Origin of the sequence: Cryobacterium algoritolerans (assembly GCF_004402785.1) — a bacterium.
Lineage (GTDB): Bacteria > Actinomycetota > Actinomycetes > Actinomycetales > Microbacteriaceae > Cryobacterium > Cryobacterium algoritolerans.
Genome location: NZ_SOFP01000075.1, coordinates 91,212 through 103,112, shown reverse-complemented (window position 1 = coordinate 103,112; position 11,901 = coordinate 91,212). Strand labels below are relative to the sequence as shown.

Below are 11,901 nucleotides of genomic sequence, written 5' to 3'. Positions count from 1 at the left end.
GGGAGGAACACACCATGCGCAGGAAAACAACCATCGCCACCGCAATTGTCAGCGGGGTCGTGGCCGTCGTCGGTCTCACCGGCCTCTCGGTCAGCGCCCTGACAAGTGACCCGACGGGTGGGGGAATTCGTTCCGCCGTTTCGAGCAACTCGCCGCAGCTACCCGGAACGGTGGTGAACGTGGCCCTGATGGACATGGGAGGAAACATGATGGGCGGCGGCGGCAACGGGATGATGGGCGGCGGCGGCAACGGGATGATGGGCGGCGGTGGCAACGGGATGATGGGCGGCGGCGGCAACGGGATGATGGGCGGCGGCGGCGCGGGGACGAACTCCGGTGCAGCCATGGGCCTGCGCCTTGACCGTGCGACTGCAGGAAAGGGGACAGTGTCGTTTCTGGCCCTCAACCGTGGCAGCATCAGTCATGAACTCGTCGTTCTGCCCCTGTCCGATACCCAGACAGTGGGCACGCGACCCGGCGGCGGCGATAACAAGGTCGACGAGACCGGCAGCCTCGGCGAAGCATCCACTACCAACGGGAAGGGCACCGGTGAGGGCATCGCCCCCGGGGCATCCAGCTGGGTGACGATGGATCTGGCACCCGGACGATACGAGGTGCTCTGTAACCTTCCCGGCCACTACGCGGCAGGAATGTACAGCGAACTGACCGTCTCCTAGGCGCGGACCGAAATATTTGATCGAGGGCATCGGCGTCCCACCAGGTGCACCAGCCCAGATCTAATTACCCCGTGGGGTATGGGAGTAGCGTTGATACAGCTTGGTCGGGCGTCGCCCGATCGGACAGAGAAGGAGAAAGCAATGATGTGGGGAAATGGATACAACATGGGGTGGGGATGGGGTTGGCCGGTCGGTCTGCTCCTACTCATCGGCATTGTTCTGTTGGTGATCTGGGCTGTCCGAGCCGGAGCGGCTAACCGCGACGGTCGGCGCGATGATTCGATGGCCGATTCGCGTCCGCCGGGACCGAGCACGGCGCGCCAGGTTCTCGATGAACGCTTTGCAAAAGGCGAGTTGGACGCTGATGAATACCGCCAACGGTTGACAGTGCTGGGCGAGAAGGGCAAGTAAACGCCCCTCACCCGGCGGACCACGCCGGTCCGGGCCGGCATCGGCGTGGCCGATGTCGGCGGCGGGGGGATCGGTCTGGGCTAAAGCGCCGGCATCCACGGATCCGCCGAGGACATGTCTGATGCGCGCGACAGGAAGCGTGACGGCCCCGCAGGCGCGTTGGTGCTTCTGTAGTCATCACCTCGCCGCTGAATGACGGAAAAATAGTCTGTAGATCCACGACCCGAGACACCAATGGGTGGTGGTGAGGATTGTGCCTCCTATCGCGACCGCTCCTCCCAGGATGATTCCCAACGCTGACAGCCCGTAAGAGAACGACAGGGCAGAGCCCGTGATCAGCACGGTGGACAGTAGGTACGAAAACCGTCGTGGTGTCGGTGTGGGCGGAAGCGCCGGCCCATGAAACAGGTGTCGAATGCCCAAATTGTAAACCAGATCGAGAATCATCCCGCGGGGGAACAGAGCCCCGCTGAGTGGAACGATTGCCCCAATTCCAAGAAAAGTGGGCGACTGCAGAGTCAATCCGACAACGATGAGGACGGTTCCCACTCCGGGCGTGAATCGCAGGGGCCACGCATAGCAAGACTTGGCGTCGTCATCAAGATTTCCAAATCCTTGCTTATCCAGATTGTTCTGTGTGCGTGCACTGATTGCTGCCATTTTCGGTTTCCTTATGGTGGATGGAGAATTCAGTGGATCCGACGTGGATGTCTGGCTGCGTCGGTTGGTTCTCCTGGCGGGAGGCTCGAGTAATCCGGTCGACAGGTCAGTTCAGCCTCCCGGGTCCGTCGATGCCTCCGGTGCAGGGCGCGCCCGGTTCCGGCGCGGTGGAGGCACCCCGGTACTTGGCCAGGAATGCGGCAAGTCGAGGATCATCTGGAGTGCTGACGTCGAGCTGGACGCCCCACGCGGATGCGACGATCGGAGACGGTAGTCCCGGGAACGGTGACAGCAGCGCATAGGTGGACGGGATGTCCTTCCTCAGGGCGGAAAGCTGGTCTCCGGTCACGGCGGCAGCATCGTAGGTGACCCACACTGCTCCGTGTTCGAGGGAATGCACCGCATTCTCATTGGGGACATCCTTGGAGTAGACACCGCAGTTCAGGACGGCGGCCGAGTGGTCGCCGCTCACCGGTGGCAGTTGCGAGTATTTCACGGTGCCCGTGACGTGCTGCGAGGTATTATTCGGGAAGGTCTGCACCCCATCAACGGCCGCGGGCGCCGCAGTATTCTTGGACGTTCCGTTGGTGGTCACGACGAGGATGACGATCAGGAGAATAACCGCGACGCCAGACCACGCGGCCGTGATTCCGATGGTTCGGTTTCGGCGGGCCCTGGATTGTTCACGTTTCATCGCGGCGACCTTGACTGCTCGGCGGGCCGTTCGCTGCTCTTTGACGGTGGGATCAGGGGCGTTGGATTCTCGGGCCATTCTCGTTGTCCTTCGGATTGGGGTCTGCACGCTTTATCGGGGCGGACGGTGTGCGCCCACAAACGGAGCACACCGAACCAGCTTAGGTGAGTGTGGCGTCGCTGGTGGTGGGCGCGGCGGTTCGAAGTTCCGCCAATTCGGCGTGGGTGCGGCGAAGTTCGTCCTGAATGTCTGGAGCCTGGGGCGCGCAGCAACGGGCTCCGCCTGTCGTGGTTCGGCTGCGCAACATCGGGAGCATGCAGAATCGCCAGGTAAGGGTTCCGACAGCCACCGTGCCCCCGAGGGTTATCAGGATCGGGATCATGCCGAGGGTCCCGTGCCGGGATGGCGCTCGTCGAATGCTGCGTTCGCGGGTCGTAGCGCCGCGACCTCGGCGCGCAGACGCGCAAGCTCCAGTTCGGCCGATCCGTCGTCTGCCGTGTTGTGGCCGCGGCCGCGCATCATGAACCACATCATCAGGCCCATGCCGAGGGGGCAGATCAGTGCCGGGATGAGATAGAGGAACTGTTGCATGTTAGGACCTTTCTGGACCCGTTGAGGTGATGATCTTGGTGAATTGGCGGCGGAGGGCGCGTTTGGACAAGCGTCCGTGGGCGATGAGTTGGCCGTTGGCGATGAGGCCGGGGGTGAACGCCAGACGTTGCGCCAGGGCAAGGGCGCGACCGCTTTCACTGCCCAGGTCCACCTCCTCGACGTGAAGGGGAAACTCGGCGGCCAACTCGGTCAGGACCCGCTTGCCCGCCACGCACGAGGGACAATCGGCCTGAGTCAGAAGGGTGAGGGCGATCATGACTTCGTATCGGTTTTCAGATCGAGGAGCAGCTGATCGACCGGCACGAACATTGTGTATTCGGGTGCACCGCCGTAGTCGGCGCGCCACTTGATGGTGCCATCGGGGCCCACCAGGATGAAGCTGTGTCCGTCGGTGCTGGTGCCCATCATGCCGAACTCATTGGCCTGATACTTCTTCGAAGTGGCCAGGTCGGGATCGGACAGGACCCGGGTCGTAAGGCCCATGTCGGTGGTTTTCCGCGCGATCTGCTCGGCCGGATCCGTGGTGATGGAGACGACAGCGTCGATTCCCGCTGCCTGGAGCCTGGCGGCATCCGTCTCCAGGCTCGTGATCTGGGTCCAGCACGGCTCACAGGCCAGGCCCTCCTGGAAGAACAGCAGCACGTTCTTGCCGGAATAGTCGGTCAGTGAGACGTTCCCGCCGGCGTTGTCGGTGAGGGTGAAGGCAGGTGCACGCTGCCCGATGCCCGGTGTTCCCACGTCGTAGGAGGACTGTTGGGTGGCATCCCCCGCGGCGGGTTTCGGCGCGTTGGCGGTGGCGAAGACGCTGTACAAGCCGGCCAGGACGATTCCGGCGATCACCAGACCGGTGATCCAGCCGAACCAGCCCGGTCGTCGGGATTGTGACTGTGCGGAATTCATGTGGTGGCTTCCTCTTCTGCGCGTTCGGTCGTTTCGGTCGACGATGGGGTACAACAGTTCGGGTCGGCGTCGGCGTCGGCGTCGGTGTTGGCGTTGGCGTTGGAGTCGCGATGTCGGGTGGCGCGCCAGACGAAGTATCCGAGGCCGGCCAGAAGGAGGATGGCCACGGGCCAGCCGGGCAGCCAGGCCAGGGCCTTGGTCGCGATCGAGACACTGTGCTGCAGATCCGCGCCGAATTGCGCGAGCCATCCACCTGACGTCATACCGGGACCGACCGCGGCCTGAATGTAGGTGAGGATGGCCATCGCGATGAGCAGGAAGGCGGACGCGGCGCTTCCGATGGCCAGGGTGCGGCTGAGCCGGCCGAGCCGCAGCGTGACCTGACGGCCCTGCAACCACTTGCTCGCGCCCCAATCCTTACGGTCCCAGACCAGGGCCAGGACCGCAAGAGGCGCGACCATGCCGGCAACGTAGGTGAGGCCCACGGCCAGCGCCGCGGGGAACGAGGCCGTGGCCCCGGAGAGCACCGCCACCCCGATCAATACGGGGGCGCAGCACGAGCTCGCCGCTCCGGAGAAGACGCCCAGTCCGTAGACCGACCCGAGGCCGTGCCCAGCGGGGACGCGCCGGGCGAGCATGGGCAGTTGAAGCTTCCAACCGAGCAGCATCGCAACTCCACCGGTCAGCATTGCCGTGGCGGCGATCGTGAAGACGATTGCGTGCTGGCCGGAGATCAATCCGATCAGGGCGGTCGCACCCAATCCGATCGGCACGATGATGGTGGCGACCCCGGCCGCGAAGACGAGGGTCGCGCCGACGATGCCGGACCTGCGGCGCATCCCCGACGCGAGGTAGGCGGGCAGCATCACGGACACGCAGCAGGGCGCGAGCAAAGCGACCAGCCCGCCGAGGAACGCGGCGAGCAGGGTGCCGCCGAACAAAAGATTCTCCATTGTGCTTCGCCTTCACCTCGGCCGCGACTCGCGGACACGTTCACCTATTCTCCTAAGGAGATTAGGTGATAGGGAGGTGTTTGTCCAATGAGTGAGCCGAAGCTGGCAGTCAGCTGGTGAAGCGGGCCTCGTCCATGCCGTCGACGGCACAGGGGACGTGGTTCTCCGGGTTGCTCGGAACGGGTTTCTGAGCCCCGAACCTCGCGCCTACCGAGACGGGAACGGCAGAGCAGAGCGCATGATCGCCGGTCGTCGCGGCGGGCACTCCGAGAACCACAGCGGGAGCGGCGAGAAGGAGGCCGACGCCCAGCGACAGGACGATGAGCGAGAACCGTCCGACCGGCTTGCCGGGTGGCAGGAGCCGACGAACACGAGCGGCGGCACCCTCCCCGCCGGCGCCGAGGGACGCAGCAGGCGCTGTACGCGGGCCTGCGGATACGACGGCGAGCAGCGCTGCCGCGACGGTCAACCGGTGGGTGCGCGCGGCGGCGACGTCGTCCGCGCGCAGTTCGACCAGGCGTGCGGTCTCTGCCGCTGCGGTACGGAACGGGGGCAACCCAAGAAAAGCGACGCATAGGGCCACAGAGAAGGCCAGGGCCAGGTCGTGGCGTTCTGTGAGGTGAGCGCGTTCGTGAGCCAGGACAGCGGCAAGTTCCTCGTCGCTCAACGCGTGCAGGGCGGCCGTTGTCACGACCGTGCGCCGGTGCAGTCCGGGCATGCAGTACACGGCGGCACGTGCCGAGTCCAGAATGACAATTCCTCGTTCGGGATCGGGGCGACCGATCAGGTCGAGAACCCGGCGGTGCGCGTTTCTTTCCCGAGTCATCTTTGAGCCCGTGGCGCCCAGGCACCAGAGGCACCGTGTCACGACGAGAACCGCGATCAGTGCGCCGCCAAACCCGATCGCCGCTCCGATCGGCGTGGAGTACTGCTGGCGGAGTGCCATCGCACACGCGGCGAGCAGTTCGCCGATCCCCTTGCCTTTGAGCCCGGCAATCGGGAGCGCCCAGGCCACTCCGGCCAGGGCGAGGGAGCCGACGACCGCGACGCTCAGGGCCTGCCATGTCGCGATGGCGAGGCGGGGCGCCCGATCCACCCACGCGGCGCGGCCAAGCAGCGGCGGCACGGCCAGCGAGAGTGCGAGCGCGTACGCGGCAAGGATCAGAGCAATGGTCACGGAGTGTTGCCTTCCGCGCGCGCCTGGGCGAGCAGCTGGTGGAGTTCGTTCGCTTCGTCGCTCGGCATGCTCTCGACAAATCCCACGAGGGCAGCCGCACGATCGTCAGAGAAGGAGAGTGCCTCTTGGATGAGGCCAGCCACGTAGTTGCTCTGTGTTGCCGCGGCCGCGTAGCGGAAGGCGCGCCCGTCGCGTTCTTTCTCAAGCCAGCCCTTGCGGCTGAGGATCTCGGTCACAGTCTGGACCGTGTTGTACGCCAGGCCACGGTCCAGGCGATCGAGAATCTCGCGCACGAGTAGGGGACCTTCGGCCTGCCAGACCTCCGTCATAATCGCACTTTCCAGATCACCGAACTTCGGCATGGTCGATCCCCTCCTCGCGAAGTCGATCCTGTCGCCTGCGCGCCGCCGTCAGGTAGCGGTGCGGAACAGTCACCGCCCAAGCTTAGTCACCTAAGACCATTAGGTGAAACGAGGCGTTCCTGCCCCCACCGAGCGGGGAGTGCAGTCCAGCTGGCCCGCTGCACTCCCTCGATGGGCAGTGAGCGCTACAGGGTGGCGAGGATGGCCTGCATTTCCGCGATCTGCGCGGTCTGGTCGGCACTGATCTTGGTGGCGAGATCTCGGGCGTCGGGGTTCTGGCCGGACTTCAGCTCGACGGTGGCCATAGCAATGGCTCCCTGGTGATGCTGGATCATCTGCTGCAGGAAGAGCTTGTCGGCGGCCGGGCCGGTCGCGGAGTCGAGTGCGGCCATATCAGCGTCGGACATCGAGCCCGTGCTCATGTCCATTCCCGACATGTTGTCTTTCGTCGCGCCCCAGGCGGCGACCCACGAGTCCATCATGGTGATTTCGGGTGCCTGGGCGGCCTTGATCTTCTGGGCGAGGCTGGTGACCCGAGGGTCGACCCCGGTTTTGGCGAGCATGGTCTCGGCCATGGTGATGGCCTGCTTGTGGTGGTCGACCATCGGCATGGCAAAGGAAACGTCGGTGTCATTGAAGACTGCGGTCGACGCCGCCGGGGCGGATGCCGTGGGCGGTGTCCCGGTCGTGGAGCCGGTTGAGCAGGCGGAGAGAACCAGTGCGGCGGCGATGACGCCGGTAGTGGCGAGGGGGAGGCGCAGTGAAAACATGAGAGAAATCCATTCGGTTGACGTGGAAAGCGGAACTGAGCGGGATGAGCGATCGACGGGATGAGCGATCAGGAAGGGGAATGCCAGCGCGCGCGTGAATGCACCAGTGTCGCGTCGCGGTTCGTGTGATCAGACTCGGCTGATGGACAGAGCCGTGAGCGATGGTGGCCTGGCGGGAGGCGGAGTTCGTGCGGCTGTGTCAACGTCAAGCAGGGCGGCAACGGGTGGAGTGGAGAGTGTGGGGGTCGCGTTCGCCGTCGATGTTCCAGAGAGGGTGCCGGGCTCGACGGTGCAGCTTGTTCCCAGAGCGCATCCTGTGGGGCAGATGGCGCCGCAATTCGGATGAATCGGTCCGTCGGCGCTGTCGGCTGACGGAATCGACTCGGAAGGCTCCGGGGTATCCGTCAGGTGGACCGCCATCGTGACGACCGTCACCTCGGAATGGGGAGCAGCACCGAAGGGAGCAAGCATCGCTGCATGGGCACTCGTCAACCCGCTCACTGCGACGATGAATATCAGCGACGCGAAGACCAACCGCGCCAGGGTCGATGGGCGGAGGTGGGACGTCGTTGGTGTCATCAGGGCCCTCTCTCGCTCGAGTCGGACTTTCACGACCTTGGAATCCTGAGTGTAAATGGCGGCCCTCGCAATTCGCTGGGAAGATACCCGGAGGGGGTATACAGTGGAAGTGTCGGTGTCGCTGCGGCATCCGATGGACAGGGGAGAGTTCCTATGAGCCAGACAATGGAAACCACGATTTTCGAAGTGAAGGGCGTTCGCTGGGCGTCGTCGAAATCCGTCGCGGACGCGATGTTATCCCGTCGACCGGGCGTGCTCAGTGTGGACACGAACGCTGTTTCTCAGACGGCCACGATCACGTTTGACCCGGCGCAGACGTCCATTGCCGACCTCACGGATTGGGTTCGGGAATGTGGCTATCATTGCGCGGGCCGCTCGGTGCCCGACCACGTCTGTGACCCGATGGAATCCAGCGGCAGGTCGGACGCTCCTGCCGACCGCACGGTGCAGGACGCGATGAGGCCCGGTAGCTCACCGGACCATGGACACAATATGGGTCACGGCGGATCGGCGACCGGGGCGCCTGCCGCCCGGACGATGCAGGACGCGATGGGGCACGGCGGCTCACACGGAGCGATGTCGATGGCAGGCATGATCCGGGACATGCGGAACCGGTTCATTGTCGCCGCCGTGCTGTCCGTTCCGATCACGCTCTTCTCGCCCATCGGGCGGGAGGTCATCGGATTCACCGTTCCGGCACCGTTTGGACTGCGCGATGACGTCCTGGCCCTGATCCTGTCCCTGCCGGTGATCTTCTACGCGGCCTGGATTTTCTTTGACGGCGCCTACCGGGCCCTGCGTGCGAGAACGCTCGACATGATGGTGCTCGTCGCTGTCGGAGTCGGAGCCGGCTGGCTGTACAGTCTTGTCGTCACCCTCACCGGCGGTGGCGACGTGTTCTACGAGGCAGCGACCGTTCTGGCCAGCTTCGTTCTCCTGGGCCATTGGTTCGAGATGCGCGCGCGCGGAGGAGCGAATGATGCCATTCGCACCCTGCTGGAGTTGGCACCGGCTCAGGCTTTCGTGATCCGGGACGGCGAAACCGTGGAAATCCCGACCAACGAGGTCGTTCCCGGTGACGTGATGCTTGTGCGACCGGGGTCGAAGATCGCGACCGATGGCATCGTGGAGAGCGGGGACTCGGACATCGACGAATCCATGGTCACGGGGGAGAGCCTGCCCGTGGCAAAGTCGGTCGGCTCCGCCGTGATCGGGGCCACGGTCAACACGACCGGGACGCTCCGGGTCCGCGCGACCAAGATCGGCGCGGACACCGCCCTGGCCCAGATCGTCGCTCTCGTCCAGGAAGCCCAGAACTCCAAGGCGCCCGGTCAGCGTCTGGCGGACCGTGCGGCGTTCTGGCTCGTTCTCGTCGCCCTCATCGGCGGAGGCCTGACCCTCATCGTGTGGCTGCTGGTCGGCGCAAGCGTTCCCACTGCGATTCTCTTCGCGATCACCGTTGTGGTCATCACCTGCCCGGATGCGCTGGGACTGGCCACACCGACGGCGATCATGGTCGGCACGGGACTCGGCGCGGGGCGTGGCGTCCTCTTCAAGACCGCCACGGCGCTCGAGACGTCGGCGAAGATCGACACCGTCGTGATGGACAAAACCGGCACGCTCACCCAGGGCAAGCCGGAAGTGACGGACTTTGTTGCCGTCGGGATTGACGAAGATGAACTTCTGGCCCTTGTCGCGGCCGTCGAGCGTGAGTCCGAGCATCCGCTTGCTGCCGCCGTTGTGAGCTTCGCCGTCGACCGCGGCGCGAAAACGCTCGCGGCCACGCAGTTCCAGAACGTCCCCGGGCACGGGGCAGGAGCGACCGTGACCGGGCGGCGGGTGCTCGTGGGCAACCGTAAGCTCATGATCGCCCAGGACATCGATATTGCCCCGGTTGCCACGCAACGCGAGGCACTCGCCTCGACCGGTCGAACGGCCGTGCTGATTGCCGTGGACGGGAAGGCCGTCGGCCTGGTCGCCCTGGCCGATGCGGTGCGGCCCACCGCGGCGGCGGCGGTCGCCGCTTTGCATGAATCCGGCATTCAGGTCGTGATGCTCACCGGCGACAACGAGGCGACGGCCCGGCGCATTGCCGCGCAGCTGAACATCGACACCGTTATTGCGGAGGTGCTGCCCGAGGACAAGTCGACGAAAATCCAAGAGTTGCAGTCCGCGGGCAAACGCGTAGCCATGGTCGGTGACGGCGTCAACGATGCGCCGGCACTGGCCCAGGCCGACCTCGGCATTGCCATCGGCGCGGGCACCGACGTCGCCATCGAAACGGCCGACGTCGTCCTGATGCGTTCGGATCCGCTGGACGTGCCAGTCGCCCTGCGGATCGGCACGGGAACCGTGCGGAAGATGCGGCAGAATCTCGGCTGGGCGATCGGCTACAACGTGATCGCCCTGCCGATCGCCGCCGGCGTGTTCTTCCCCGCGTTCGGCATCCGGCTCAGTCCTGAGATCGCGGCGATCTCAATGTCCGGATCCAGCGTGATCGTCGCCGTCAATGCGTTGCTGTTGAAGCGACTGCGACTGCCCCGCCCGGCGGAGGAAACCGGGAAATCCACGGAACCGGTGTCGGCGCGCGGAGGTGAGTGACAGTGCCAGTCCGGCGAGACCGACGCCGGAAACCGTCAGCTCGATGGCCTGGCCGGCGATCGTGGCCAGGGTCGTGGTCGTACTGAGCGGAACATCCTGAACGAGCGCTCCCGCTTCGAATGTCGGCAACTGGTCGATGATTCCCCCGTTGGGCCCGACATTCGCCGTCGTGCCCACCGTCGACGCATTGACCACGCTGCGACCTGTCTCGATCGCGCGAATCCGGGCAATGGCGAGTTGCTGGACACTTTCGTCAGAGTGCCCGAAGTCTGCATTGTTGGAGGGGGCCAGGATGACATCGGCTCCGCCGGCGATCATCTGCCGGATGAGGTTGTCGTCCACGATGTCGAAGCAGATGGCGATTCCGGCGGCGACACCGTTGATGTCGAAAACGTTGCTCCGGGTGCCGATCGTGAAATCTCGGGGAATCAATGAAAAGAGTGCGGGAGCCAGCGGATACCAGAAATCACGATCGGGGATGTACTCGGCGAACGGGACCGGGTGAATCTTGTCGTACTGTTCCACCGCCCCGTGACCGTTTTCCCACTGCAGGATGCTGTTGAACACCTGGTCGTTGCGGGTCGTGAGCGCCCCGGTGATCAGCGGTGCTCTCATGCGCCCGGTCACCTGGTCCAGGGCTGTGGCGGACTGCCGATTCACGAGTGGATTGAGGTCAGAGGCGTTCTCTGGCCACACGACGACGTCCACGGTCCTTCCGTAGAGCGGCTCGGTCGCATCGAGGTGGTTCTGCAGGATCTCACCCGGTACGTAGGCGGCGAACAGTCCGGCATCGGCATTGCCCTGCACCGTTGCAACCCTGATCGTCCCGGATTGGACGACAGGGAAGGTCGGTATCGCGACGAGAAGGCTGATCATGCCGACCGGAATGAGTACCCAGGTGAGGCGCTGGCGCCCGGTGCGTTCGCGAAGCACTTGTACGGCGGCGGCACTCACCCAGGCGAGTAGGAAGGTCAGTCCCGAGACGCCCACCCAGGCCGTGAGCCCGCCGAAGGGGCTCTCCGATTGGGAGAAGGCCAAACGACCCCAGGAGAAACCGCCGTACGGCCAATTGCTGGTGACGAACTCCCGGAACGTCCACAGTCCGGCCACGATCATCGGGGTGATCCCAAATCTTCCCCATCTGCCGGGGAACGTTCCTGCCGTGAAGCGCCAGGCTAGTGAAACCAGCACACCGCCCAATGCGAAGAAGATCGTTTCGAGAGCGGTCAGGGCCAGCCAGGGCACGATCCCGAGGTAGACCGTGAGCCAGTAGATGTGGGTGCCCCAGAAGGCGAACCCAGCGGCCGCGCCCACAAGAAGGGATGACCACACGCTGCGGCCGACAAGTGCGGCGAGGATCATCGGTGTTCCCACCAGAATCAATGGCCACCAGCCCAAGCCGGGGAACGCGAGGGCATTGAGAACTCCGCCTGTTGTGGCGAGCAGCACTGATCCGCGAGGCGGCAGACCGCCCTTTTTCAGACCCATCAACTCTTCAGACCGCA

General features: G+C 64.8%; 12 protein-coding genes and 1 pseudogene. 3 read left to right on the top strand and 10 right to left on the bottom strand.

What is annotated here, in order from left to right:
• The first annotated feature begins 14 nt into the window (after positions 1 to 14).
• Both E3O19_RS15725 and E3O19_RS15720 read left to right on the top strand, forming a co-directional pair.
• Complete coding sequence (locus E3O19_RS15725; protein WP_134569174.1) at positions 15 to 677, top strand: sulfocyanin-like copper-binding protein; 663 nt, start codon at positions 15 to 17, stop codon at positions 675 to 677.
• A 141-nt stretch (positions 678 to 818) separates the two neighbouring features.
• Positions 819 to 1,088, top strand: coding sequence for an SHOCT domain-containing protein (locus tag E3O19_RS15720; protein WP_134569172.1), 270 nt, complete (start codon positions 819 to 821; stop codon positions 1,086 to 1,088).
• A gap of 177 nt (positions 1,089 to 1,265) precedes the next feature.
• On the opposite strand, the gene E3O19_RS18885 is transcribed toward E3O19_RS15720, so the two are convergent.
• From E3O19_RS18885 to E3O19_RS15675, 9 genes are all read right to left on the bottom strand, one after another.
• The gene (locus E3O19_RS18885; RefSeq protein WP_134569170.1) at positions 1,266 to 1,748 is read right to left on the bottom strand and encodes a DUF4395 family protein; all 483 of its coding nucleotides are present in this window, start codon (positions 1,746 to 1,748) and stop codon (positions 1,266 to 1,268) included.
• Between the two features lie 106 nt (positions 1,749 to 1,854).
• Entirely contained in the window at positions 1,855 to 2,520 is a 666-nt protein-coding gene (locus E3O19_RS15710) for a DUF3105 domain-containing protein (RefSeq protein WP_134569168.1), read from the bottom strand.
• Positions 2,521 to 2,820: 300 nt separating this feature from the next.
• On the bottom strand, positions 2,821 to 3,033 hold the full coding sequence (locus E3O19_RS15705; RefSeq protein WP_134569166.1) for a hypothetical protein: 213 nt from the start codon (positions 3,031 to 3,033) through the stop codon (positions 2,821 to 2,823).
• Between the two features lies 1 nt (position 3,034).
• The gene (locus E3O19_RS15700; RefSeq protein WP_134569164.1) at positions 3,035 to 3,310 is read right to left on the bottom strand and encodes a thioredoxin family protein; all 276 of its coding nucleotides are present in this window, start codon (positions 3,308 to 3,310) and stop codon (positions 3,035 to 3,037) included.
• On the bottom strand, positions 3,307 to 3,954 hold the full coding sequence (locus E3O19_RS15695) for a peroxiredoxin family protein (RefSeq protein ID WP_134569162.1): 648 nt from the start codon (positions 3,952 to 3,954) through the stop codon (positions 3,307 to 3,309). Before E3O19_RS15695 ends, E3O19_RS15700 begins: the two co-directional genes overlap by 4 nt.
• A complete protein-coding gene (locus E3O19_RS15690; RefSeq protein WP_134569160.1) occupies positions 3,951 to 4,907 on the bottom strand; it encodes a cytochrome c biogenesis CcdA family protein in 957 nt (318 codons plus the stop codon). The genes E3O19_RS15695 and E3O19_RS15690 overlap by 4 nt, the downstream gene beginning before the upstream one ends.
• A 109-nt stretch (positions 4,908 to 5,016) precedes the next feature.
• Positions 5,017 to 6,084: a M56 family metallopeptidase gene (locus tag E3O19_RS15685; protein WP_134569158.1), complete on the bottom strand. Its 1,068-nt coding sequence runs from the start codon at positions 6,082 to 6,084 to the stop codon at positions 5,017 to 5,019.
• Positions 6,081 to 6,446, bottom strand: coding sequence for a BlaI/MecI/CopY family transcriptional regulator (locus E3O19_RS15680; protein ID WP_134569157.1), 366 nt, complete (start codon positions 6,444 to 6,446; stop codon positions 6,081 to 6,083). Before E3O19_RS15680 ends, E3O19_RS15685 begins: the two co-directional genes overlap by 4 nt.
• Before the next feature lie 185 nt (positions 6,447 to 6,631).
• On the bottom strand, positions 6,632 to 7,216 hold the full coding sequence (locus E3O19_RS15675; RefSeq protein WP_134569155.1) for a DUF305 domain-containing protein: 585 nt from the start codon (positions 7,214 to 7,216) through the stop codon (positions 6,632 to 6,634).
• A 732-nt stretch (positions 7,217 to 7,948) separates the two neighbouring features.
• Between E3O19_RS15675 and E3O19_RS15670 the strand changes: the two genes are divergently transcribed.
• Positions 7,949 to 10,396 carry a heavy metal translocating P-type ATPase gene (locus E3O19_RS15670; protein ID WP_198413931.1) on the top strand — a complete coding sequence of 816 codons (2,448 nt, stop codon included), beginning with the start codon at positions 7,949 to 7,951 and terminating at the stop codon, positions 10,394 to 10,396.
• A 78-nt stretch (positions 10,397 to 10,474) separates the two neighbouring features.
• On the opposite strand, the pseudogene lnt reads toward E3O19_RS15670, so the two are convergent.
• A pseudogene (gene lnt, locus E3O19_RS18500) lies at positions 10,475 to 11,884 on the bottom strand (apolipoprotein N-acyltransferase); the annotation flags it as partial.
• Between the last annotated feature and the right edge of the window lie 17 nt (positions 11,885 to 11,901).